Genomic DNA, 23,312 nt, shown 5'->3' with positions numbered 1-23,312 from the left:
TAAGTAGTCAAGCGTATCGTCTAGCGTGTTCCCCTTCAATTTGTGCTTGTTTGCACCATTCTTCGATCACTTTCGTCTGAATCGGCATTCCCTGTAGCTGAATCAATACGCGGGCAATCAATCGAAGACGGTACGCCAGCGTATCGACGTCCGGTCGGACGAAGAGATAGAACTCCCCACCGAGCGTCAAACAACCGGCAGAGCGCATGTGTTGCATGAGTGCGCGTAATTCAATGTATCCGCTCTCATTTTTTCGAATGTGTAGCTCGGATGAACGGATCGTCAGAACCCCTTGTACCGATGACATCCGGAATTGAAACACACCGTCACGTCGTGGTCGGACGAGCACGATATCCTGCTCGTCTGTCGGGACATCGCCTGGACCTTGTTCTGTCATCTGTTGCGTCGACCGATGAAAATAAAAACCGCGGATTGCTCCGTAACGCCCGAAAGCTTCACGGTACGAAACCCATGGATCGTGTGGTTCCATTGCGCGATGCCTCCCTTTCCTGCTTCAGCTTGATTAGCCCCTGCTAACCTGCATCCACCTCCACTTAGTTGACCATGAACTTAGTAAATTAAATTTATTATCTAACTTTACATCGACTATAGCACATCACTTTTTAATTTGTAAACGGTTTCATTAAATTATTTTGAATAACAAAAACCGATTCCATCTCCTGCTGGTTCGCAAGACACGGAATCGGTGCATTAAATCGTTTGAAATAAACTGTTTGTTGCAAGGGCCGCAGCACTGAGTGCTCCCTGTTTTTCACTCCACGGAACCATCTTGACATCGGTTTCACGTGAAGCAGCGGTCAACGCCGTGTGCTCGACCCGTTCCTTGATTTGATCAACGATCGTGGGTGCGAGCTCAAACATCGGTCCCCCAAGTAAAATCCGGCGTGGATTCAGGAGATGAATCGTATTCAAGACACCGATTCCGATATATTCCCCCGCCCGTTCATACGCACGAACCGCCTGCTCATCTCCCTCGTTCAACCGCTTGCGCAAATCAGCAAGCGTCGAGACTTGTGGATCAACGACCGCATAATCCCGTAATAGTGCTTTTTCACCTGCTAGTGCTTCTAGACATCCCCGGTTCCCGCACGAACAAATCGGACCGTCGAGATCAAGACGCATATGTCCGACCTCTCCCGTAATATGATGTTGTCCATCGACAAGCTGTCCGTCGAGCACATAAGCACCCCCGATACCTTCCCCAGCATAGAGATAGAAAAATTGTTCGACCCCGACGCCTTCACCAAACAATAACTCAAACGAAGCGAGTGCCCGGACATCATTTTCGATGAAGACAGGATAGTCAAAACGTGCTTCGAGTTGTACCTTCAACTCAACGTCATGCAGGTGGAAACGTGGAGCAAAAAGAATGACACCTGTCTCCGGATTGACCATCCCGTGGACGGAGATCCCGATTCCGTGAATCGTTCCCCGTCCTTCTGTCTGTGCAATCAAGGTCTCGCATAAGCGTCCGATTGCTTCAATCAGTTCTTCATTCGTCTCAAAGCGTCCCACGGCTTCGGACTCATGAATCGTGTTGCCACTTAAATCAGCAACGACACCGATGAATTGGTGACTCGTTGCATCGATGCCGATGACGTATTGCTCTGTTGCGACGAGTTCGAGCATGATCGGTTTTCGTCCCCCGTTCGATACCCCAAGCTCTCGCTCCGTCACGAGTTGTTCTGCAATCAATTCGCTGACGATGTTCGATACCGTCGGCTTCGTCAAGTTCGTCCGTTGTGCTAACTCGACCCGCGAAATCGGTTGATGCATCCGAATCAATCGCAAGACGAGTGCTCGATTATAGGAACGCATCCATTTAGAATTACGCGGTGTTTCTTTCGCCATATCCCCCTCAACCCCTTCGGTCTGTCTCTTTACTATCTTCGCATATTTTGTAAGGGATTTCACGGTCTCACACAAAAACCGTTCATCTGCCGAACGGTTTTTGTGCACTTTCATGCTTCGTCATACGGTTGTTCCAAAATCAGGACGCGTGAACCGTCCGGATTCTCGGTCAGTTCGATTTCAACGATGGCTTGACCGACGAGCAAGACGATTGGTAGAGAAGGATCATTCTCGCGAAAGAAACCGATTTTTCCGTGATACGTATCCATGTAATCCGCATAAAGAAATGTGCCGTTAACGTGTAACTCATCCTTCATGCGATTAAACGTCAAGCGTGGGACACCGTACCAGGCTTCCCCATTCAAATAAAGTAACGGACGCTCGCCGACCGATTCATTCATCGCCCGTCGGACTTCGATCGCCCCCGTCGTATCGTAATACAAGCGATCCTGACCACGTGTCGCGATGACGATCGGATGTTTTTGATACAAGACAACTTCTAAGATTTCATCTGCTTGTTCGACAAAATAACCAGTCTCATCCGACTGGGCAAAACTAATCGTATACAGCTGCATCCAGGAAACAATATCCGTCACTTGAACCGGTTTATGAAAAAGCGCAGAAACAAGCAGTGTTTCTTGCGGAGTCACAATCAGATTGACGGAGATATCCGCTAAGCGGATCGTCCGGATTTGTGTCGAAGGATACGTATGGTCATAACTCGGAACAAGCATCGCTTCATAGTGATCATCCTTTTCGACCAGTTCAATCGACGGCATGCGTCGATCAAAATCCGCAATTTGAATTCGTTTCATCCGACATCTCCTCTCACTTTCGCTAACAGCCTCACGCAAGTTATTACCCAATATCTGGTTTTCATGCACTCCCCTGAATTCAAAAAACCGGAACGCATGCGTCCCGGTCATTGTAGATACAGATCATAGAGTAGATATAGAATGCCTCCGACGATGATTAAAAATGAGAAGATGCCCGCTTTCCCAAAAAAGACGCGATCGACGGTTTCATCCCGTTCGAATCTTGGCTTCGTCATACAGTACCGCTCCCTTTAACAAGCTCGTAGTATTTTATTCATTTCGACATTCACCATTCTATCCCTTGTTATGATCTGTCATTTCATTCCATTTGCAAAATAAATCAATGTTTCGGTCTCGTCTTCTGTCAACGATCGTCCGGTCTCTTCTGCATACAAGGTTCGCATGTCCTTCAGTCGTCCCCCGGTCGCTTCCGTTACGCGAATGGCTCGACGCAATACCTGAACCTCTTCTTCAAATTCCGACTTCGGCATCGCTTCTCCATGCGACCAGATATAATAGTCGGCATCTAAACGATCGAGTGTCGCTAATAAACGCATCGTCCGCTCCACCGTATAATTTCGCTTCGGTGAAAAGATATCAGCATACATGGCGTCACCTAAGAACACGACACGTTCTTCCGGAATGTAGACAAATAGACTTCCTGGAGAGTGATCATTTTCGACTTCGATCAGTTGACAATGCACCCCACCTAAATCGAGCTCCAGTTGTCCTTCAAAGCCGATCGTCGGTAAGACAATTTCGATATCGCGCGTCACTCCGAACTCGAGCTTGATCGCGTCGGCGCAAAACGGAATCTCGATGCCTTGATCCATTCGTTCTTGCAGCGCTTCATCCGTCCAGGCATACGGCTGCATCTCCTTCATATGCGTGATCGTTTGCTTGGTCGCGATTGATGGGAGACCAAGATGTTTCATTCCAAAGATATGATCCCAGTGCCAATGCGTCAATGCCAATAAGTCAGGTGATCCAAGTTCGTGTATCTTCATTTCTTCTAAGAATAGTGTTGCATGGGCTGACGAGTTTCCCGCATCAATCATCAATTGATGCTTCTCCCCACGCACGACAGCAAGAATCGGTCGATCCGTCTCGCTGACCGGTGTCTGATACCAAATCCGTGAAGTCAATTGTTTGAAGTGTTGCATATCCTACCTCCTTATCATCTGCTCTTAGTATACGTCATGACAAAACCGGGTTCATCTAGAAGACGAACCCGGTCTGGTTATTTATTATTTTTTAGCGTTTGGTCGAAACGGCCACCAGACTCCTTTACCAAACGATACCGTGATCGCTGGAATCAAGAGCGGTAAGACGATCAAACCATACAAGAGTAGACCTGTGATGACGATCGTTGCGATTTGAACAAGACTCAAGACACCAGACGGCATCATCGCTCCGAAAGTTCCCGCGAGGATGATCGCTGCCGTGATGATGACAGACCCCATTTTTTTCATCGACAGGAACATCGCTTCCTTCGTATCGAGTCCGTTGATCGTCTCTTCCCGGAAACGGTCGAGTAGGAAGATCGAGTAGTCGATACCAAGGGCAATCAACATGACGAATCCGAAGAACGGAACGGCCCAACTGATACCGTCATATCCGAGTCCGTTGACGAAAATCAGCTCTGCGATCGACATCGACGTATAATACGTCAGCAATAACGAACCGATCATGAACAACGGCATGATCAACGAACGGAACATGATTGCCAGAATCACGAAGAGACTGATTAGCATGACGGTCACTGTTCGTTTGAAATCGGCTTTCGACGTATCATTTAAGTCACTGTTGACGCTTGAGATCCCACCGTATGCAACACTGCTGTCTTCAAATGGTGTATCTTTGATTGTCTTCGCTGTCGTCTCTTTGATCGCAGCGACAGTTTGAATCGCCTCTGGAGAATACGGATCATCCTCGAGGATGACTTCGAACTTCAATCCCGTCTGTTGATCAATCGCGTAACGATCAATCGCTGGTTTAAAGGCTTTATCCGATAGCGTATCTTTTGGTACGAACACACCTGTCCCCCGAATCGATGTCGCTTGTCCCATCTCGGTCAGAAGATCCGAGATTTCCTCAAGACCACTTTCAATTTTCGTCAGTCCTTCGTTCGCTTGACCGACACCATCCGCAAGTTGTGTTAATCCGTTCCCCAACTGACCGGCTTGCGCTCCTTGAGACGCGATACCGCTCGCTGCTTGACTAATGCCAGCTTGAACTTGGCTCAATTGACCAGACAAGGCATTCAACGTTCCGACGGTTTGCGGAATGTTTTGGGTCGATTGTAACCCTTGACCGACAAGCGTCAACTGTTGGTTGATTTGCCCGAGTCCGTCTGCTGCTTGTTGCAACTGACTCGCACCTGCTGAAGCCGCGTCTCCTGCCGGTAGCTGTCCTGTGATACCGTTGAGATTATCTTCAACGGTCGTCAGACCAGACTGAACGTCCCCAAGACCAGCTGTTGCTTCTTTCATGCCATCAGCAACTTGTTTTAATTGACGATCGACGTAGAAATCGTTGATGACTTCGCCTGTCGGACGAGAAATCGAACGAACCGATTTGACCCCGTCAATCTTCACCAGTTCACGACTGAGTTGTTCCGCATAGGGAACTGTTTTTTCCGTAATCAAATCATCATCACTCTTGAGGATGACGTTGACCGGGAGCGACTCACCTGCTCCAAATCCGTCCGAGATCGCATTGAGTCCTTTGACCGTCTCATACTTCGCACCAATCTCATCGACGGTATTGAACGAGAGGTCGTCATCATACGTAAAGAGTGTCGGGACCGTGACGATTGCAACGATGATCATCGCAAGCAACGGACGACGGATTGATAATCCACCATAATGTGCCCAGAGCTTGCTATCCTGGTGACTCGCTGCCTTCTTAGATGGCCAAAATAGCTTTTCTTTTAATGTCGCCATGAAGAATGGAACGAGTGTGAACAAAACAAGTAAGAGTACGGCAATCCCGACCGCAACGGCGACCGATGACTTAAAGATCGGGAAGTCCGCAAAACCGATCGCTGAGAAACCAACAAGAACAGCGAGACCACTGATTAATAACGTACGCCCTGCTGTCTTATACGTGTTGACGATTGCTGTCTCAACGTCGTGCCCTGCCGTCAACTCTTCCTTATACCGGCTCAGGAGCAAGATACAATAATCCGTCCCAATCCCGAACAGGATGGCGACGAGGAAGATTTGCGTATAGTTCGATACCGGGAAGCCGAACCAATCGACGAAAAAGGCAACGAGTGATTGACTGATCAGGTACGTAAACCCAACTGCAACGAGTGGGACGAACGGTGTGACGACTGAACGGAAAACGAGCAGAAGCAGTCCGAAAATCAATCCGACGGTAATCAGTTCTGTCCGCTTCAATCCTTCTTGTGAACTCGTATTAACGTCATCGTTGATTAACGCTTCACCCGTTAGATAGATCGTTTGATCCTTTGGTAAGAGATCCGTCCGGATTTGTTTTGCCAGTTTGACGATTTCTTCTTGCGAACCGTCGACTGTAATCGGCACGAGGACCGTCTTTTTATCTTTTGAGACGAGCTGTCCTTCCGTCTCTTTGTTTTCAAACGGATCTAGCACATCCGTGACCGGACGATCAAGTGCTTCTAAATCCTGAACGATTTGTCCGATCGACTTTCGATCGGCATCGCTGACTTTGTCTTTGAGCGGAATGACAAGCGAGATCGTTTCTTCGCTGGCCCCCGCTTTTTCTAGAATATCAGCTGCCCGCTGTGAATCAGCATCATTTGCAAGCTGAATCGCACCTGCTTCTTCTGCTTGTTTAGCCAAGTTTGGTGCCGTAAATAGTAAACCTACTGTAACGATGAGCAATAACGCAAGAATTGCCCAGCGCCATTTGACGATTTGTCGCATATCCGATTCTCCTCTTCCTTCTATCTGTTTTTAGTCATTCAACTGCAAAATCTCTTTAATCTTTTTGAAGGTTTCGATGAACTGAATGATTTCTTCTTCCTCGACCTTTCCTTCAATCAAATTCTCAAGATACGTATAGATTTCTTGCTCCGCTTCTGTTGCCACTAACCGACCTGATTCCGTCAGCGAAATGTACTTCGTCCGGTGGTCGTCTTCTCGTCGTTCGACGATGACGAGACCTTTTTCCGTCAACTTTTTCAGCCGGTTCGAGATGGCACTTTTGTGAACACCCTGCACTGCCGCGAGACGACCGGACGAAATCGGTCCATATTTTCCGACGAGCTTCAACACATGAAGTTGCTCCGGTGAATACATTTGCCAAACGGGTGCTTCGACCGACTTCAACACACGTTCTGTCCCGTGGATCATGACTTCTTCAAACAGGAGGACCGCTTCACGTAAATTGTCTTTCATTTTTAGTTTACCCCCTAAACTTATGAAGTTAGTTTAGCCCCTCAACTAGAAGGCTGTCAACTCTAAACTGTCACAACTTACCGATGCAGAACATGACCAATTTCTGTATGATAAAGGAAGAGAGGAGCTTGCTTATGTTGACTTTGTTTTGGATTGCGTTAGTCATCTGTCTCGTAGGTCTTGTCTTTACGTTACGGATTGCCAAGCAACCAGCAGAAGAAAAGTATGACCATAAAACTTCGGCCAAAAACATGTCTTGGATGTATTTTATTTTTCTTCCGATCATTTTGATTTTATTAGGCATCTTCTATTATTTTTTAACATGATATGAAACAGCACACATCGTCTGATGTGTGCTGTGTTTTATCACTTCAAGGTTTTAGGACGGACGATATAGATATCGCATTTTGCATAACGGGAGATGTTTTCAGAGACACTCCCGATCATGATGCGTTCCATCGCATTCATCCCGACCGCTCCGCAGACGATCAACCCAGCACCGACACGTGGTGCGATGACCTTCGGAATCAATGTTTTGGGAGAGCCATTTTCGATGACCAGTTCAACTGTCTCGACGCCTGCTTCTCGTGCCCGCTTCTCGTAACGATCGAGCAGTCCTTGTGCATATTCCGTGACGTTTTGATCAATGAAACGCTTATTGGCACGTACATTAGCAAATGTCTGAATATCAATGACATGGGCGATAACGAGTTTAGCACGATCGAGTTTTGCGAATTTCACTGCCTTTTCAAAGGCAAGATCTGCTGTCTTCGATCCATCGACTGCCACTAAAATCGTATGATACTGGCTCTCCATCAAGAATCATCCTTTCTGCACGACTCTCTTACAGCATCCGGTCATTTTCATTTTCGAGGGCGCGGTTTTCGTGATCAAGTTTCCGTTCTGCCTCGATCCCTTCTGGTTCGGTCTCCAAAATACTTTTTGGTTCCGGCGCAGGACGTGCTGCTCCTGCCTCGTCTGCTAACAGGACATACTCACCTTGCTGGACACGTAAGACATGCTGACGAATATCCGACTCTGGTAACCCAAGTTCCGTAAAGGCAGTTTGAATTTCCTCAGCCGAAGCCGGTTTGCCTGTAAACCGCTCAAACAGCGTCCGTTTCCCGGAGACGAGTTGAGCCGCTGATTGTCCACGTAACATCGCCATATCGGTCTTGTCTTGTAACACGACATATAGATCCTCTTCTAAATAACCCGCAAAATGTAAATCCTCGATTTTTCGAATCAAATCCGTTTCATTTTGATAGACACCAATCCATTGTTTTTTTCCCATGACACACGTCTCCCCCTTTTATAACAGCTATATGGGATATACCCCAAATTCACCTAAAACATGACTAAGACGAAGAAGACTTCGGTGATTGCTGTCGAAAAAGACGTTGCCGTTTATAAAAGACGTAATAGCACAACAGTAAAGCACCTACGATCCCGATCCCCGTCACGATTTGTTGTAAGAGAACGAGACGATCATTAAAGAACAATCCAATCAAATACCAGACGAGCGCGAGGCCAAACACCCAATCAGAATGAATCACGACGAACAATAGTCCGCCGGTAATCGCTACGACGAGTGCGATCGTACTCCATTGCTGTTCAGAAAGACCAAATAACGAAGTAAACTGAAAATCGGATAAAATCCGAAATGGTAAAATCAACAGCATCGTACTCATCCAGGAGAGCAGGACTGAAATCGGAGAGCGCATCCAAGGCGATCGGCGAGGATGGTGTTGAATTTTCATATAAACTAAGCACAGACTAATGAATGAAATCGTTGTCCAGACGAGTTCCCACGGTGGTCCGGTCATACTACTAACCCCCAGCGTCACGAGCGATAACGCGAGCCATCCTCCGATATCTTCAATCAGTTCTCGATCTGCGGGAAAGGCACGAACCGGTCGAATACACCAAATTAACAACGTCGTGAATACGACACCTGTAATCGCATCAAAAAAAGGTGCTGGAACAAGAGGCAACGCAGGAATGGCGACCGGATTTGACCAAACGACGCGCGCTAGCAATGCAAAGAGGAATGCTCCTATATTCATGAGGCGTAAAAATGTTAAATACTGCACGTTCCTCTTCACCTCCTCGTTCATTCTGTTATTCAATTCCCGCTGTAGGTGGCAGAAAAACAAAAATGTCGCTTTGTTCGGTTGCCAAATTCCGGTACGATGAAAAGAAAAGGAGGAACGAGGATGAATGCGTTCTTAATGCCATTTCAATATAATTTCATTCGAAATCAAGTCGATCTGTTGCAACATCAATTTGCTGCCGTTCATGATCCGGATGTTCGTGATGCTGTCCGGTACAGTGCCGCTGAAAAGATATTCGATCTATTGCCAGTACTTACACCAGAACAGGAAGCGCTGTTGACGAACATTCGTGACGCTGAATCCGAACAAGATCTCCTCGCGTATTTAGCACACGTCGAACCGTTCGTCCAACCGTTTCCAAGCATTTCTGAATCACGGATCCGTCAGCTCTTCAAAAAAACGAAAAAGTTACATGTTCCGCCACTTCACTCCTTCGAATGGGCTCACACGACGTTTTTAAGCTGGAACGATACCGGGAATCGAAAAAAATACTTCGTCTATCCTTTAGATGGTGAATGGATCGGCGTCGAGGGAACCTATCTGCCATCGATCCAAAAAGGGATTTGTGCGATTTGCCACACGTACAGTGACATCACACTCGTAACCGCAACGACACGTCGTTCCGGTGAACAGCACCAGACGATCGGTCATCATATGTGTATCGACAGCGATGCATGTAATCAGGCTGTGACGAATCCAGAAGTCATTGAAACGTTCTTAGCACGTACGCAAAAGAAATGATACGCATCAAAAAACACGTTCGTATGACTGGTCCGCCTGGATCAGCATACGAGCGTGTTTTTAGTGACATGACTTCAATACATCTTTGTTATCTCTGCATCGTGCAAACAAAATTGATTCTTCCCGCGCCGTTTCGCCTCATACATCGCTAGGTCTGCTTGCTCGATTAAGTCCGATCGAGAAGCAGCATGGGTAGGATAGATCGCTCCACCAATGCTTGCTGTTACGGGAAGTGGAATGGTGCCATGATGAAACGGCTGTCGGAATAAGGAAACGAGGTGCTCTCCACACTGTTCGATTTCTGATTCCTGTTCAACGTCGAATAATAAGACGACGAACTCGTCACCGCCTTGTCTTGAGATTACCGTATTGGGTGGTAACTTCTTTTGGATGCGTGCCGTAACATCAATGATGAGCTGATCTCCGACACGATGACCATACGTATCGTTAATTTCTTTGAAATGATCAATATCGATAAAGAATAAGCCGACTTGTCTTTCACTCGCTTCCGCCCGGTACAAGGCATCTTGGAACAATCGCGCAAATAAATAACGGTTCGGTAACCCTGTTAAGGCGTCGTGGTATGCCATATGACGCATCTCTTCCATGGCAGATGCTAATGCTTCCGTTCGTTCTTCTACCTTTGCTTCAAGGTTTTCGCGCAATCGTTGATTATCAACGACGATTCGGATTTGACGAGAAATTAATAACGGGATTGCAATCATCAGACCAATCGTCAAACCGTTCCAACTGATCGTCTGACGCGCCATTGTCACGAATAAAATCAATAAAAACAAGTAAGGTGTAATCAAGCGCAAGACATCGATCCATCTCCGTGTGACGTCAAAAGGAACGATGGATTCCTCGTCAGCGTCAAAGCGATACGCAGCAAGCCCAACAATCATGACGGTCGCTAACCATAATGGATCGAGCCAACTTGAAGGAATCGGATAATCAAATCGTTCCAGTACGACGTATAGTAAATCGGCGAGTAACTGAAAATGAAACGCAAGTAGAATCAATAATAACGAACCACCATTGCCACGCTTCATCAAACCAAAGAATAGGACAATCATTCCACCGAGCAACAATAAATCACCAATCGGATAACGAAGCCATAAGATCGTTTCGATCGTCAGCAACGCATTTGCTTCTAAATATGGTGTCACTAAGTAGTGCCACGAAAGAGATCCAGCAACGACTAAAATGATGAACTCATCAAATAAAAAGACCCGTAAATTGACCTCACGTCGTCGATTGCGAAGGAAATAACCGAAAGCAATGATATAGATCAAGATTTGAAGACTAAAGATCAAATCGATCCAATCAAACGGTTCCGTTCGTGTTCGTTCCTCGAGGAAGTATAAAAGCTGTCCACATTCACCGATACCAAGCATCGCATTAGCGAATAATAATAAGAGAAATAATCGATACGTAAAAGGGCGTCTTTTCTGACGTCGCTGTGCCCGCCAAATCAAATAGAGGGAGATCGATACGCCACCGATCGTGAACAGACTGTTGACGACTTGTCCGATTACCGTATCCGTTCCCACATACGTCACCCAACCGATATGAATGAGAAGCCAACTGATGACAACTCCCAACCATTTCTGATACATGACGATCCCTCCCTTCCCTTTTTTAACCATAGTTCGTTTGTCCTACAGGTATATCGGTTCATGCGTGCTGTTTATTCACTCTTTTTTTATTTTATTACTTTCTTTTTTCAAGTTTGACAATTTTGAACGCTGCACAAAAAAAACCGTGCTCACACCTAATCGGTCTGAACACGGTTTAACCGTAACGTATCATATTGTCTTTAACTAGAACGTCGATTTTCTTCCGTCGACTCGATCGATTCGGTTAGACTAAGCGGTAACACGATGATGAAGCGACTGCCTTTTCCTACTTCAGATTCGACATGGATGACGCCCTCATGTTCTTTGACGATTTCCTTACAAATCGATAGCCCGAGTCCCGTCCCCCCGATGCGACGAGTATCGGAATTATCGACACGATAAAATTTATCAAATAAGTGGGCAAAGGCATGATGCGGAATTCCAATTCCTTCATCCTTTACTTCAATGATGGCTTGATCGTCTTTCGTATCAATCCAGACATCCACACGCCCACCGTCTGGAGAATACTTGATCGCATTGTTGATCAAGTTACTCATCAATTGTTTGATCCGGTCCTCATCGCCTAAAATGAACGGACGATCTGGACTGAGCAATTGCAAGTGAAGATCGTGTCGCTCACTTGAAGCGTCATACAGGGACATCACCTGTTCAGTCAGGCTAAACAAATCGAGGTGTGCCATTTGGTATAACTGTCCACCCGACTGCATCCGCTGAACGTCCAAGAAGTCCGTGACGAGGTTCGATAACCGTTCCGTCTCATTGTGAATCGTCGCTAGATATTTCTGCTGTTTCGAATCATCGATTTTTCGATTCAACATCAATTCCGTAAAACCATAAATCGATGAGAGCGGTGTTCGCAACTCATGCGATACGGTTGAGACAAGTTCTGTTTTGAGACGATCGGCCTCTGTTTCCCGGGTAATATCCCGTAAGACAAGGATGATTCCCTTCCATCCGCCGACAACATCAATACGTTCCGCATAGACTTCTAGATGGGCGGTGTTGTTTCGAACGTCAAACCGGACCTTATCCGGTGAAATTTCACCGGCACGAATCAAATCCAGATACGTATTAAAGGCTTCAACATCATCGACCAACTGGCGCATCACATCGATGACATACTGACTCGAAGGTAACGTCCGGTCTTCTGTAAACTCTGATTGTAGCTCCGGAATCAACTCAAACAACGGACGGTTGACGTACAACTCTCCATTTCCATCCTCGAGATAGATGATCGCTTCCCGGATCGAATCCAATACTTGCTCGGTCTTTTCTTTTTCCTGACGCATCCCTTCGTACGAACGCGTTCGTAGAAGCGATAACGTCATCTGTTGTGCAAACTCGCGAATATCGGTCAACTGTTGCCCTTTATAGGCAGATTTATAACGAACCAAATAAATCGCTGCAATCAATTCATGCGTTTCTGGATCTTCGATCGGAATCGTCACTTCATACGTGCTGAACGAATACGGATGGTCTTTTTGACGCGTCACTCGTTTTTCTGATTGGATGAATTTCATCTCACGAACCGCGCGATTGATGACGGACATCTCATCTTTCAGGAGAACTTTTAAATAATCCATCGTCATCCCATTCGTCGTCGCACCTATGAATTCTCCTTCTTCATAGAGCAATAGGGCACCGTACTCTGAAGAGGTGATATCAATCATCTTCTGGACGATTGCCGGATACGATTCGACGGTTTCGCGAACAGCAAGCGCCTCTGTCAGTTCGCTACGTAATCGGAGCTTTTCCTCATTCTTTTTCGTCGTTTGATACGCTTCTTCGAGTTCTTCTTGCTGCGCCTGTAACTCTTCCTGTTGCGCGAGTAGTTCTTCACTTTGCGCCTGTAACTCTTCATTTTTTCCTTGCATCGCATCCGTGTGAGCATTTGTCGTCACGACCATCCGGTTAAAGGCAGCACGCAGTAATCCAATTTCGTCTGGTCGCTGTTCGGCAGATTTGTCAATTTTAATCGCTTCCTTGCGAGCGAGTTTTTGATTATCATCGATCAAACGGAGTAATTGACGCGTCATCCGGCGGAGGAACGGGTGAACGAACAGAAGTATGAAGGCGACGAGTACAACGATACTCGATATCCAAATCCATTGTGATTTTGCAACCTCACTTCGCAGTTCCCCAACAGCCGTTTCTTGTTGTTGGCTGAGATTCGTCCGGTATTCATTAAGTGCGGCAGCTGCTTTTTCAATATCTGGTGTAATATCAATCGAACCATCCGCGGTCGGCTTCAATCGTCCTTGTTCGACGAGTCGTTTTGCAATCGGTAAGGAAAACAGACTATCGCCTTGTAAAAAGTCCTCATTGATCCGATTTTCCTTTTTTTCATTGACGTAAGACTGGGTCAACGGGAACAAGGCATCATAGTACAATTCATATAAATTTGTCATCTGTGCCGCGAATTCTTCTTCTTCATCCGTTTTTGCGTTTCGCATGAACCAATCCGTCTCACTTTTGATATCGGTTCGGAGTGCTTGGATTTCATCAAACCGTTCCTGGTTACCAAAAATGACGAATCCGCGTAAACCAAACTGAACCGTCTGCCAATTGTCCCATAGATTATTGGCTCGGCGATTTTGTTCACTGATCGTTTCAAGATTCTGTTTAGATGTTTCGATTCGTCCCTCCATATAGTCATAGACGAAGAACGAAGTAATCGATACTACGATCAGTACCGCATAAAAAACCGTCAGCAGTTGCCGACCGATTCGTCGCCGAATCCAATTCATCATGAATGTATCCTCCTCATCATTCACTGAATGATGCTTTTTCATTTGTTTCTTTTAATATAATAGAAACGCTTAGTAAGCAACAGCTAGGATATACGAAAAAAGACCTTTTCTCGGAATGTACCCGAAAAAAGGTCTTTTTATACGCTTACTTCTTCGCTTTCTTCACTGTCACGGATGTCACAGGGCTGACTTGTCCGCGTGTATTCTTAACATAGACGGAAAGTTTCGCTTTTGCTTTTTGTTTCGGAATTTTAACAGAGTAGTTTCCTTTTACAGAAACCGTTCCTTTTCCGATGACTTTTTTCTTCGCATCTTTTACATAGACACTCAATTTCTTTTCAGCTGTCCCAGTTACTTTCGTTTGTCCGGCATAGACGGATTTCACTTTCGGTGCCGCTGGGGCTGGTAGGACTTTTACGATCGTTGGTTTACTTGTACGTTTAGCAATATCCGTTACTGTGACGATCAAGCTTGAACCACCGACTTGTTTTGGTAATTTCGCATTGAAGTGACCTTTTGTATCAACTTTTGCTGTAGCGATTTTCTTTTGTTTCGCATCTTTGACGGTAATCGTACCACCCGCAAGAGCTGTACCTGTCATTTTTGTCGCACCAGCAAGAACTGGTTTGACCTTCGGTGCTTTTGGTGCTTTTCCAGGAAGGACTTCTGTCCGTTCCGATGTAACGTCTAATCCATTCGCATAGCGAACTGTCAGAACCGTCTTTTGGTTTTGACGCGGAATCTTCACGCTGTATTTTCCTGCTTGTGCCGTTGTCGTAGCTAGCTTTTTATTCGTTGTTGTTTCTTTGTCATTCTTATCTTTCGTTACGACGGCTGCCCAGACTTCAATTTTTGTTCCGGTCTTGACTGTTCCAGAAACAAACAATTGGTTGTCATAGACTTTGTTGACGTTCCCGTTCAAGTTCAACTGAGAAATCGCGCGTGGAATACTGACTTTCCCGTATCCAGAAACCGGGCTGACGTAAGCTGGGAACTGAGGTTCCATCTTTTCCCCATCTTCATCTTCTTCGAAGTCGAACCAGTCGTTCGGATTTTCGAATGCAAGTGGTTCTGCACTCTTACGCAAAATCTGTTCGATTTCTGTAGGCGTCAATTTCGGATTCAGTGACTTCAAGATTCCCGCTACTGCTGCAACGTGTGGAGAAGCCATACTTGTTCCATCCATGTACACTGTGTTACCGTCTGGAATCAAACTAGCGACTTTTGATCCTGGTGCCACGACGTCAAGTCCGATACCGTAGTTTGAATAATCAGCGACCATTCCGAGTGGGTTCGTCGCTCCGACAGAGATTGCGTATTCTGAACTCGCCGGGTAACCAACCATCATGTCGTAGTCATTTCCTGAAGCCGCAACGACCGTAACACCATGATCCGCTGCATACTTCATCATATAAGCCATCGTCCGGCTTTCACCGCCACCAAGACTCATGTTGATGACTTTTGCGCCGTGATCAACTGCGTATTTAATCCCGAGTGCGATTGCGTCTGTTTCTCCTTCGCCGTTCGCATTCAAGACTTTAACCGGCAGGATTTGTGCCGATTGATAAATTCCTTGGATACCGTAATCATTGTTCATCGTTGCCGCGATGACTCCCGCCACGTGTGTTCCGTGACCGTTGTCATCAATCGCGTCCCCGTCTCCATTAACAGAAACGTAGTTCTTTTCATTTACGATATCAACTTTTCCTTGTAAGTCCTTCAAACGATAATCGACACCTGTATCGATGACCGCAATCTTAACAGGCGCTAATTTCTTCGATCCGAAACGCTGTTGGAACGCTTCAAAACCGATTCCAACATTATCGAATTGCTCAAAGACAGTCTTTTTATTGACAGCCCATTGATAATCGAAGTTGATATCACTTGTCGCACGGTACGTCTGAACTTTCTCAACGTACTCGACCGCTGACGAACGGTTGAGTGATTGTTTTAATGCTGCCGCCGATTGTCCTTTGACAGTCGGATCTTCCGTCACGATGACAAAGTCTCCGGCTTTCCCAAGTGGTAAACGTTCCACGTCTGTTGCCTGAACACCCGCAATCTTCATCGAACGGTTCATTTTACCTGGTTTTAATTTGACGATGTAACGTGTAGCTTCTTTAGCTTGGATACTCATTCCCATCGACTGGAATGTTTCGCTTAACGAACTACCACTTAATTTTGAGATCTCCATTTTGTTCGCGTATCCATCAATCTCTTCCGCAATCACAGCAGGTGATGCTTCACGTGATAATTTGTAGAGACGATCGACAGCTTGTTGATCGGCTTTCGTCAACGTGTACGATGTTCCACGTACGAGTGATTCCATCGCAGGCTTCAATGTTTTTAAATCTTCATATGCTTGTTGACGCTTATCTTTATTGAATAATAGCGTTTTGACGACGTAAGGAGACGCTTTGTAGTAAAGCGATGTCAAGGCACGCCCTGCATCCGATTGGCTCAATACTTGCTTTTGGATCGAGTGCATGAGTGCAAGCATCGGCTTTTCTTCTTTTGTTTGCTTGAGTGCTTCTTCCGCCATACAGCTGATGTCATTAATCGGCTCATATTCAACCGGCAATTTGACATTGTTGTACGTCAATTTGACATGAGCGGCTTTCGTCGTCTTACCTTCTTCGATGTTCGGGTAATATTCGACTTTGACATAATACGGTCCATCCCATGCATATGGAACGGCTAATTTCGTCAGAGCTTTTTCATTAGGCTCCGCTTCTATCCGGTAACGATCAAACGTATCTTCTTCCGCAGCCATCGCTTCGCTCGGATAAGCCGTTACTTGAACGAATTGATCCGTATCGATTGAGAGTTCGAAGTGAGACGCGTTTTTCTCTACACCCGCTTCATGATTGACGCGGTACCAATATGTATTCTTTTCTTCCGTTCCCGTTTCAAGAGTCGTCTCTTGTCCTGCTTTCAAGAGTGTTGCTTTAGCAAGAGCTGTTTCTGCCTTTGCCGTCGTAGGTCCGACTCCGAGCGTCAAAATCAGACAGCTCAGCATGACCCAAATCACCAGTTTCTTCACAGATGTTCCTCCTTCAAGATCGATGTACTTTATCTTGATTATAAACAGTAACTGGATAAAATGGATATTTATTTTATGGATGTATCTTACAATTTTGAAAGGAAAGGCATCCTATGCTCATACGCATTGGATGCCTTTTAATGATTATTTAAAATCTGCTACATATTCACCGTATCCTTCTTGTTTCAAGTCCTCTTTCGGAATGAAACGTAAGGCAGCTGAGTTCATACAATACCGCAACCCGGTCGGTTTTGGTCCATCCGAGAAGACGTGTCCGAGATGCGCATTCCCATGTCGGCTCCGGACTTCCATTCGTTTCATGCCGATTGAAAAATCACTTTTCTCAATGATATTCCCCGGCTCGAGTGGTTTCGTGAAACTCGGCCATCCTGTCTTCGAGTCATATTTATCGTTTGATGAAAATAGTGGTTCTCCAGAAATCAGATCGACATAGATCCCGTCTGCTTTCAAATCATGATACGGATTATCAAACGCGGGCTCCGTCCCATCTTCTTGTGTCACCTTGTACTGGATGGCGGTTAATTTCTTTTTGATTTCTGCATCTGATAATTTTGGATAGGTTGGAAGATCAAGTTTGGGTTGATCGTTCCAGTAACGGTTGATGAACTCATCCCGACCGGAAGCCGCCCGATAAAACTTATATTTCTTCTCACTCTTCAAATAGTAGTCTTGATGATATGCTTCTGCTTCATAAAAAGGACCTGCCGCAATCAACGGTGTGACGATTTTATCATCGAAGACTTGTTGTTTCTCTAAATCTTGTTTCGATTGCGTTGCGATTTCTTTTTGTTTCTCATTCGTATAGAAAATCGCTGTCGTGTAGGATTCCCCTTGATCGACGAACTGACCGTTCGCATCCGTCGGATCAATCTGACGCCAGTAGACGTCTAACAATTGCTTGTACGAGATGACGTTCGGATCAAACGTGATCAATACCGCTTCCCGATGCCCTGTCGTCTCCGCCGACACTTGGTTATACGTCGGATTCTCAACATCGCCGCCCGTGTAACCAGAAATGACGGATTTGACTCCTTTTAACTCTTCGAACGGTGGCTCCATACACCAGAAGCATCCGCCAGCTAAAATCGCCGTCTCTTCCGGTTGATAACTCAATTCCTTACTACCACTTGATTTTGCCTGTTGTTGCTGGAACACGAAGTATCCCCCGACCATGATGACGATGAGACCGATGACTGATACAATCGTCCACATTCGTTTCTTCATCTCCCTTCGCCTCCTTTATTTAGCTTACGTCACGTGACGTCGATTGGATGTTCTTTTATTTAACTGTAACGCGCTACTGCCGTCTTGTCGTAGCATGTGCTCAAACAGAGCACATCGGATCATCCAGATTAAAGAAGTGTGATTAGGGAATAGACCATATATCTCAAAAACACCAGGAGGGGTATTTATGTTTGATTACACTGTGACATCGCATCACAATCTGGATCAGGTCATGACTCAACTGAAGCAAGCTCTCTCAGAGGCATCGTTCGGTGTCTTATGGGAGTTTGATTTAGCCAACAAATTCGAAGAAAAAGAGCTCTCTTTTGATGAAAGCTATCATATTTTAGAAGTATGCCAACCAAAAGAAGCACACCGCGTCGTGTCCCATGACTTGCGGGCTGGTTACTTTCTTCCATGTAAAATCGTCGTCTATACCGAGAACGGGCAAACGAAAATCGGTATGCCAAAACCAACTGCCTTGATGGACTTAGCAGATGAAGCCGAACTAAAGACGGTCGCAGAAGAAGTCGAACACACGTTACGACACGTGATCGATCAAGCTGCACAATAAGAAAACGCTCTACCCGTACATTGTTTCATAAAGGAAACATCGTACAAGTAGAGCGTTCTTTTGTTTACAAGATGTCGATCCAAATCTTCACCGCTGTCGCTAAAATCAGAACAGCGAGAATGACTTGGAGAATCTTCGTGTTCATCTTCTTCCCGGCGATTGCGCCAAGCGGTGCTGCAATCAGACTGGCAACGACCATGATTGCCGCAGGACCCCAGTCGACTTGCCCTGTCGTGATTTTACCGACCGTTGCGCCGATCGACGAAATGAACGTAATCGCAAGCGATGAAGCAATCGTCATCCGTGTCGGGATTTTCAAGAGGACGAGCATAATCGGGACGAGTAAAAAGGCACCTGCTGCCCCGACGATTCCGGCTCCGACACCCACGATGAATGCCGATACTGCCGCAATCGTTTTGTTGAACTGGACTTGATCGAGCGGAATGTCGTCGATCCCTTTTTTCGGAACGAACATCATGACCGCTGCCGTTAACGCGAGAACACCATAGACGATGTTGATCGTGTCTTCAGCCAGGATATTTGAACCATACGCACCGATGAAGCTACCGATTAAAATCGATCCCCCCATGTAAACGATCAATGATTTATTCAAATAACCGCCTTTTCGGTAAGCCCAGACGCCACCAATCGTCGCAAAAAAGACTTGAATCGCACTGATTCCCGCAACCTCATGGGCAGAAAATGCTGCAAAACCGAGTAGCGGCGGGATATACAATAACATCGGATATTTAATGATTGAGCCGCCAATTCCTAACATTCCTGAAATGTAGGATCCGACAAATCCGATTAAGAAAATCGTCACGATAAAACCGAATTCCATCGTTTATCACTCCTTAAAAAAAGAGAGCCATCAATCTGCTCTCTTTTCGAAATTAACCTTTTTGAATCCAGAATTTTAGGACGCTTGCTTCTTCTTCATGTTTGACGAGTTCATGACCACCTGATGTCGCCCAAGCCTGAAGATCGTTTTTTGCCCCTTTATCTGTTGCATGGACTTCAAGGATTTGACCTGATTCGAGTCCTGCGATGGCTTTTTTTGTTTTTACGATTGGCATCGGACAAGCAAGTCCTTTTGCGTCGAGTACGAGTTCTGATTTCATGTTGTATTCCTCCTGAATGATTTAATGTTTGTTACGATTCGGTTTAGCGTACCGCACAGCGGTTCGGTCCGACTTCCATTTCCCGTTGTGTCTCAAGATCGGGTGTCTGTTTCCCCATGTTCGTTTCACGGATATCTTGATACGCGTTCGGTTGTGGCGGCAAGTTCTCTGTGACCATTTTCCGGAATGTTGCTTCATCATCAATGTTGAGACCATGGTTGTTCGCAAGCAAGATGCTTAATTTCTCCGCTACACTACCATCCGCGTTCAATTCTTCAATGATCATGAAATGTGCTGGTAAGACTATTAATTCCGGTGAAAGATCACGATACGTGTTGTAGAGCGAATCACGTAAGTCGCCGACCCAGTCTTCCGCGAGACCGGCTAAATCCGGACGACCAATCGAATCGATGAACAGGATATCGCCCGTTAATAAATAACGCTGATCGACGATGAATGAAGTCGATCCAATCGTATGTCCCGGGGAATAAAGAGCGCGTACTTCAATCGCTGTATCCCCCACTTGAACCGTACTACCGTCTTCAAGTGGTGCATAATCGAATGTGACATCCGTCGCATCTTTTGGCGGCAACCAGTATGTCGCGCCTGTTTTTTCGGCGATGTCGCGTCCTCCAGAAATATGATCCGCATGAAGATGTGTATCAAACACATGCTTAATCGTGACATTGCGTGATGCGGCATAATCCAAATACACATCCGTCATTCGTGTCGCATCTATGAGCACGGCCTCTCCTTCCGAGATGACCATATACGAGAGACACCCTTTACCGATTCGAACGAACTGAACGACTTCGCCTTGATCAGTTCCTGTTTCGTTCAGCGTTCCGAGTGAAATCGGTTCTAGATGTTCACTCCATGCTTTCATGCCGCCTGACAGATACGATACGTCTCGTCCTGCTTCTTCTAGCATATCGGCGACGAAAATCGATGAACCTTCTTTTGCGCAAACGACGAGAACATCCTGATCCGTCGGAAGCTGATCGAGAATCTCCTCGACACCATCCAACAATTCAAAATACGGAATGTTGAGGTACTTGAAGTTCTCTCCTTCGATTTTCCAATCTTGAAACGCATCCTCATTCCGGACATCTAAGATGAACAGAGACTCACGTCCAATGATTTTTTTTGTAACTTGTGCGGCTGTCATTGCTTGTGCCATATCTACTCGTTCCTCCTCTACTTTACGCTGTTGTATTATTTCGCTGAAACGAGTGTCGTCGTCTCAGACGCCCATTCCTGCATACCCGGTACGACATTGTGGACCGTGTACCCCTTGTCACTGAGTTGTCGGCATGCCATGTCACTTCGGCTACCTGTCCGGCAGATGACATAAATCGTCTGATTTGAATCCAGTTCTGCATGGCGTGTCTCCAGTTCGCCTAACGGAATATTGATGGCTCCCGGTACATGGGCGAAGGCATATTCTGCTTGTTCACGAACATCAAGTACCGTGATCGAGTCGTCTTGACGTGCTGCTTCGACTGTTGCGTTATCGACGGTTTGAGCGAATGCTGCTGGTTCCGTGACATCACCTGTTGATTTCCGAACGTAATGACGGAGTACTTCGCCTTCTTCAATCGTGCCTAAATAATGATTGCCGGTGCTGTTTGCCCAGGCACGGAGATCTGCAGTTGATCCTTTATCCGTCGCCTGGACTTCGATGACTTGTCCTGGTTCTAACGTCTTGATCGTTTTTTTCGTCCGAACGATCGGCATCGGACAAGCGAGACCTTTGGCGTCCAATACGATATCTGATTTAATCATAGTCATACAATTCGCTCCTTTACGGTGTGGGGTATTATTTCGTTTCGCCTTCGTACGACATCATGCCGCCATCCATGTTCGTCACGTCATATCCTTGTCCTTCGAGATATGTCGTTGCGCGACCACTGCGCGCACCAGAACGGCATACCATGACATACTCTTTTTTCTTGTCGAGTTCGTTCATCTTGAATTCAATCAATCCGAGTGGAATATGGATCGCTCCCGGAATCATTCCTTCTTTGACTTCATCGACTTCCCGGACATCAATGACGTTCAGTTGTTCACCACGTTCGATTTTTTCCTGTACTTCTGTTGCTGTCATGCGTTTCATATTGAATTCCTCCTCTTGATTCGATTCAGCGCCAGGCATTCATTCCGCCACGGACTTCCGTGACATTCGGATAACCGGCTTTTTTTAGTACTTTGACGGCTTGTTTGCTTCGCATCCCGCTTTGACAGATGACGAGCACTTCTTTGTCTTTCGGGATTTGATTCAGTTGACTGTTTAGCGTTTGTAACGGAATGTTCTTAAATCCTTTGATGTGATTGCCTTTGAATTCTGCCGGTGTCCGAACATCGAGATAAAATCGTTTGCGGTCGTTTAGTAACGGCTTCAGTTCCGTGGTCGACACTTGCTTGACGCCTTTTGTTGGGGCGAACATCTTATAAGCGAGATAGCCGACGACGAGCAACAAGATAATCGATAGTACATCCATGCGTCATTCCTCCTTCAGATCATTAGATGAATAGATTGACGTTTCCGTTCTCCGCATCGGCGAGGTAGGCGGCAACACCTGCATACTCAATCCCGTCGTGTAATTCTTCCTGTTTCAAACCGAGTAAATCCATCGTCATCGTACAGGCGACGAGTTTGACATCCTGTTCTTTCGCTAATTCGATTAAGTCTGGAAGTGGCATCGCATTGTGCTTCTTCATGACGTTTTTAATCATTTTTTGACCTGCACCACCGAAGTTCATTTTCGAGAGTGGCATCTTATCAGCACCGCGTGGCATGAACTTACCGAACATCTTCTCAAGGAATGTTTTATCCGGCTGGATCGGTTCATCCTTACGCATCGCATTCAAACCCCAGAAGGTATGAAAAATCGTGACTTCGTGATCGTATGCGGCTGCACCGTTGGCAATGATATAAGCTGCCATGACTTTGTCGTACTCTCCACTAAATAAAACGATGGTTGTTTTTTTTGTATCTGACATGAACGT

General features: G+C 46.0%; 24 protein-coding genes. 3 read left to right on the top strand and 21 right to left on the bottom strand.

The genetic code is table 11. The annotated features are described in order from the left end of the window. Positions 1-7: 7 nt before the first annotated feature. The 7 genes from ACZGCQ_RS13090 to ACZGCQ_RS13060 form a co-directional block, all read right to left on the bottom strand. Positions 8-490, bottom strand: a complete 483-nt coding sequence (locus ACZGCQ_RS13090) for a hypothetical protein (RefSeq protein ID WP_087681912.1) — start codon at positions 488-490, stop codon at positions 8-10. Between the two features lie 221 nt (positions 491-711). Beyond that, a complete protein-coding gene (locus ACZGCQ_RS13085) occupies positions 712-1,872 on the bottom strand; it encodes an ROK family transcriptional regulator (RefSeq protein ID WP_481266533.1) in 1,161 nt (386 codons plus the stop codon). A gap of 110 nt (positions 1,873-1,982) precedes the next feature. After that, positions 1,983-2,687 (bottom strand): hypothetical protein, encoded by a 705-nt coding sequence (locus ACZGCQ_RS13080; protein ID WP_481266532.1) that lies wholly within the window; start codon positions 2,685-2,687, stop codon positions 1,983-1,985. 107 nt (positions 2,688-2,794) lie between these two features. Continuing rightward, entirely contained in the window at positions 2,795-2,923 is a 129-nt protein-coding gene (locus ACZGCQ_RS13075) for a hypothetical protein (RefSeq protein ID WP_255415721.1), read from the bottom strand. Between the two features lie 78 nt (positions 2,924-3,001). Continuing rightward, entirely contained in the window at positions 3,002-3,850 is an 849-nt protein-coding gene (locus ACZGCQ_RS13070) for an MBL fold metallo-hydrolase (RefSeq protein ID WP_481266531.1), read from the bottom strand. A gap of 84 nt (positions 3,851-3,934) precedes the next feature. Beyond that, entirely contained in the window at positions 3,935-6,601 is a 2,667-nt protein-coding gene (locus ACZGCQ_RS13065) for an MMPL family transporter (RefSeq protein WP_047391618.1), read from the bottom strand. A gap of 30 nt (positions 6,602-6,631) precedes the next feature. Further along, the gene (locus ACZGCQ_RS13060; protein ID WP_029343331.1) at positions 6,632-7,075 is read right to left on the bottom strand and encodes a MarR family transcriptional regulator; all 444 of its coding nucleotides are present in this window, start codon (positions 7,073-7,075) and stop codon (positions 6,632-6,634) included. Between the two features lie 134 nt (positions 7,076-7,209). Here ACZGCQ_RS13060 and ACZGCQ_RS13055 point away from each other — a divergent pair, with 134 nt between their 5' ends. Beyond that, positions 7,210-7,401 (top strand): hypothetical protein, encoded by a 192-nt coding sequence (locus tag ACZGCQ_RS13055; protein ID WP_029343330.1) that lies wholly within the window; start codon positions 7,210-7,212, stop codon positions 7,399-7,401. 40 nt (positions 7,402-7,441) lie between these two features. On the opposite strand, the gene ACZGCQ_RS13050 is transcribed toward ACZGCQ_RS13055, so the two are convergent. From ACZGCQ_RS13050 to ACZGCQ_RS13040, 3 genes are all read right to left on the bottom strand, one after another. Further along, positions 7,442-7,891, bottom strand: coding sequence for a universal stress protein (locus ACZGCQ_RS13050; RefSeq protein ID WP_481266530.1), 450 nt, complete (start codon positions 7,889-7,891; stop codon positions 7,442-7,444). 28 nt (positions 7,892-7,919) lie between these two features. Beyond that, positions 7,920-8,369, bottom strand: a complete 450-nt coding sequence (locus tag ACZGCQ_RS13045) for a general stress protein (RefSeq protein WP_050678937.1) — start codon at positions 8,367-8,369, stop codon at positions 7,920-7,922. A gap of 64 nt (positions 8,370-8,433) precedes the next feature. Beyond that, entirely contained in the window at positions 8,434-9,141 is a 708-nt protein-coding gene (locus ACZGCQ_RS13040; protein WP_481266529.1) for a hypothetical protein, read from the bottom strand. Positions 9,142-9,291: 150 nt separating this feature from the next. Between ACZGCQ_RS13040 and ACZGCQ_RS13035 the strand changes: the two genes are divergently transcribed. Continuing rightward, the gene (locus ACZGCQ_RS13035) at positions 9,292-9,930 is read left to right on the top strand and encodes a FusB/FusC family EF-G-binding protein (protein ID WP_481266528.1); all 639 of its coding nucleotides are present in this window, start codon (positions 9,292-9,294) and stop codon (positions 9,928-9,930) included. Positions 9,931-10,004: 74 nt separating this feature from the next. Here ACZGCQ_RS13035 and ACZGCQ_RS13030 read toward each other — a convergent pair whose 3' ends face one another. From ACZGCQ_RS13030 to msrB, 4 genes are all read right to left on the bottom strand, one after another. Further along, complete coding sequence (locus tag ACZGCQ_RS13030; protein ID WP_481266527.1) at positions 10,005-11,549, bottom strand: diguanylate cyclase domain-containing protein; 1,545 nt, start codon at positions 11,547-11,549, stop codon at positions 10,005-10,007. Between the two features lie 200 nt (positions 11,550-11,749). Then, a complete protein-coding gene (locus ACZGCQ_RS13025; protein WP_481266526.1) occupies positions 11,750-14,320 on the bottom strand; it encodes a HAMP domain-containing sensor histidine kinase in 2,571 nt (856 codons plus the stop codon). 145 nt (positions 14,321-14,465) lie between these two features. Beyond that, on the bottom strand, positions 14,466-17,363 hold the full coding sequence (locus ACZGCQ_RS13020; protein ID WP_481266525.1) for a S8 family peptidase: 2,898 nt from the start codon (positions 17,361-17,363) through the stop codon (positions 14,466-14,468). A 144-nt stretch (positions 17,364-17,507) separates the two neighbouring features. Then, positions 17,508-18,608 carry a peptide-methionine (R)-S-oxide reductase MsrB gene (gene msrB, locus ACZGCQ_RS13015; protein WP_481266524.1) on the bottom strand — a complete coding sequence of 367 codons (1,101 nt, stop codon included), beginning with the start codon at positions 18,606-18,608 and terminating at the stop codon, positions 17,508-17,510. Between the two features lie 187 nt (positions 18,609-18,795). On the opposite strand from msrB, the gene ACZGCQ_RS13010 reads away from it, so the two are divergent. Then, a complete protein-coding gene (locus ACZGCQ_RS13010; protein WP_029343319.1) occupies positions 18,796-19,182 on the top strand; it encodes a DUF302 domain-containing protein in 387 nt (128 codons plus the stop codon). 64 nt (positions 19,183-19,246) lie between these two features. Here the strand turns inward: ACZGCQ_RS13010 and ACZGCQ_RS13005 are convergent, their stop codons facing one another. Genes ACZGCQ_RS13005 through ACZGCQ_RS12975 form a run of 7 tightly spaced genes read right to left on the bottom strand, consistent with a single transcriptional unit; the run spans position 19,247 to position 23,306 of the window. Continuing rightward, entirely contained in the window at positions 19,247-20,023 is a 777-nt protein-coding gene (locus tag ACZGCQ_RS13005; protein ID WP_069940244.1) for a sulfite exporter TauE/SafE family protein, read from the bottom strand. A 52-nt stretch (positions 20,024-20,075) separates the two neighbouring features. Then, complete coding sequence (locus ACZGCQ_RS13000) at positions 20,076-20,303, bottom strand: sulfurtransferase TusA family protein (RefSeq protein WP_029343316.1); 228 nt, start codon at positions 20,301-20,303, stop codon at positions 20,076-20,078. A 43-nt stretch (positions 20,304-20,346) separates the two neighbouring features. Continuing rightward, a complete protein-coding gene (locus tag ACZGCQ_RS12995; protein ID WP_047391633.1) occupies positions 20,347-21,483 on the bottom strand; it encodes an MBL fold metallo-hydrolase in 1,137 nt (378 codons plus the stop codon). A gap of 35 nt (positions 21,484-21,518) precedes the next feature. Next, on the bottom strand, positions 21,519-22,094 hold the full coding sequence (locus tag ACZGCQ_RS12990; RefSeq protein WP_214858751.1) for a sulfurtransferase TusA family protein: 576 nt from the start codon (positions 22,092-22,094) through the stop codon (positions 21,519-21,521). 28 nt (positions 22,095-22,122) lie between these two features. After that, on the bottom strand, positions 22,123-22,419 hold the full coding sequence (locus ACZGCQ_RS12985) for a rhodanese-like domain-containing protein (protein ID WP_023466941.1): 297 nt from the start codon (positions 22,417-22,419) through the stop codon (positions 22,123-22,125). Positions 22,420-22,444: 25 nt separating this feature from the next. Beyond that, the gene (locus ACZGCQ_RS12980) at positions 22,445-22,804 is read right to left on the bottom strand and encodes a rhodanese-like domain-containing protein (RefSeq protein ID WP_481266523.1); all 360 of its coding nucleotides are present in this window, start codon (positions 22,802-22,804) and stop codon (positions 22,445-22,447) included. 22 nt (positions 22,805-22,826) lie between these two features. Next, the gene (locus ACZGCQ_RS12975; protein ID WP_023466937.1) at positions 22,827-23,306 is read right to left on the bottom strand and encodes a DsrE/DsrF/DrsH-like family protein; all 480 of its coding nucleotides are present in this window, start codon (positions 23,304-23,306) and stop codon (positions 22,827-22,829) included. Between the last annotated feature and the right edge of the window lie 6 nt (positions 23,307-23,312).

It is taken from the genome of Exiguobacterium sp. HSB13 (genome assembly GCF_056764755.1).
The sequence above is the reverse complement of the archived record's forward strand: the minus strand, read 5'-3'. Positions and strand labels throughout refer to the sequence as shown.

Excerpts from the sequence above, each read along its gene's own strand:
- msrB (WP_481266524.1), bottom strand. The coding sequence starts at position 18,608 with ATGAAGAAACGAATGTGGACGATTGTATCAGTCATCGGTCTCATCGTC.
- ACZGCQ_RS12980 (WP_481266523.1), bottom strand. The coding sequence starts at position 22,804 with ATGGATGTACTATCGATTATCTTGTTGCTCGTCGTCGGCTATCTCGCT.
- ACZGCQ_RS13085 (WP_481266533.1), bottom strand. The coding sequence starts at position 1,872 with ATGGCGAAAGAAACACCGCGTAATTCTAAATGGATGCGTTCCTATAAT.
- ACZGCQ_RS13060 (WP_029343331.1), bottom strand. The coding sequence starts at position 7,075 with ATGAAAGACAATTTACGTGAAGCGGTCCTCCTGTTTGAAGAAGTCATG.
- ACZGCQ_RS13065 (WP_047391618.1), bottom strand. The coding sequence starts at position 6,601 with ATGCGACAAATCGTCAAATGGCGCTGGGCAATTCTTGCGTTATTGCTC.
- ACZGCQ_RS13055 (WP_029343330.1), top strand. The coding sequence starts at position 7,210 with ATGTTGACTTTGTTTTGGATTGCGTTAGTCATCTGTCTCGTAGGTCTT.
- ACZGCQ_RS13030 (WP_481266527.1), bottom strand. The coding sequence starts at position 11,549 with ATGTATCAGAAATGGTTGGGAGTTGTCATCAGTTGGCTTCTCATTCAT.
- ACZGCQ_RS13050 (WP_481266530.1), bottom strand. The coding sequence starts at position 7,891 with ATGGAGAGCCAGTATCATACGATTTTAGTGGCAGTCGATGGATCGAAG.
- ACZGCQ_RS13005 (WP_069940244.1), bottom strand. The coding sequence starts at position 20,023 with ATGGAATTCGGTTTTATCGTGACGATTTTCTTAATCGGATTTGTCGGA.
- ACZGCQ_RS13080 (WP_481266532.1), bottom strand. The coding sequence starts at position 2,687 with ATGAAACGAATTCAAATTGCGGATTTTGATCGACGCATGCCGTCGATT.
- ACZGCQ_RS13045 (WP_050678937.1), bottom strand. The coding sequence starts at position 8,369 with ATGGGAAAAAAACAATGGATTGGTGTCTATCAAAATGAAACGGATTTG.
- ACZGCQ_RS12995 (WP_047391633.1), bottom strand. The coding sequence starts at position 21,483 with ATGGCACAAGCAATGACAGCCGCACAAGTTACAAAAAAAATCATTGGA.
- ACZGCQ_RS12985 (WP_023466941.1), bottom strand. The coding sequence starts at position 22,419 with ATGAAACGCATGACAGCAACAGAAGTACAGGAAAAAATCGAACGTGGT.
- ACZGCQ_RS13070 (WP_481266531.1), bottom strand. The coding sequence starts at position 3,850 with ATGCAACACTTCAAACAATTGACTTCACGGATTTGGTATCAGACACCG.
- ACZGCQ_RS12975 (WP_023466937.1), bottom strand. The coding sequence starts at position 23,306 with ATGTCAGATACAAAAAAAACAACCATCGTTTTATTTAGTGGAGAGTAC.
- ACZGCQ_RS13025 (WP_481266526.1), bottom strand. The coding sequence starts at position 14,320 with ATGATGAATTGGATTCGGCGACGAATCGGTCGGCAACTGCTGACGGTT.
- ACZGCQ_RS13090 (WP_087681912.1), bottom strand. The coding sequence starts at position 490 with ATGGAACCACACGATCCATGGGTTTCGTACCGTGAAGCTTTCGGGCGT.
- ACZGCQ_RS13010 (WP_029343319.1), top strand. The coding sequence starts at position 18,796 with ATGTTTGATTACACTGTGACATCGCATCACAATCTGGATCAGGTCATG.
- ACZGCQ_RS13035 (WP_481266528.1), top strand. The coding sequence starts at position 9,292 with ATGAATGCGTTCTTAATGCCATTTCAATATAATTTCATTCGAAATCAA.
- ACZGCQ_RS13040 (WP_481266529.1), bottom strand. The coding sequence starts at position 9,141 with ATGAATATAGGAGCATTCCTCTTTGCATTGCTAGCGCGCGTCGTTTGG.
- ACZGCQ_RS13075 (WP_255415721.1), bottom strand. The coding sequence starts at position 2,923 with ATGACGAAGCCAAGATTCGAACGGGATGAAACCGTCGATCGCGTCTTT.
- ACZGCQ_RS12990 (WP_214858751.1), bottom strand. The coding sequence starts at position 22,094 with ATGACTATGATTAAATCAGATATCGTATTGGACGCCAAAGGTCTCGCT.
- ACZGCQ_RS13000 (WP_029343316.1), bottom strand. The coding sequence starts at position 20,303 with ATGAAATCAGAACTCGTACTCGACGCAAAAGGACTTGCTTGTCCGATG.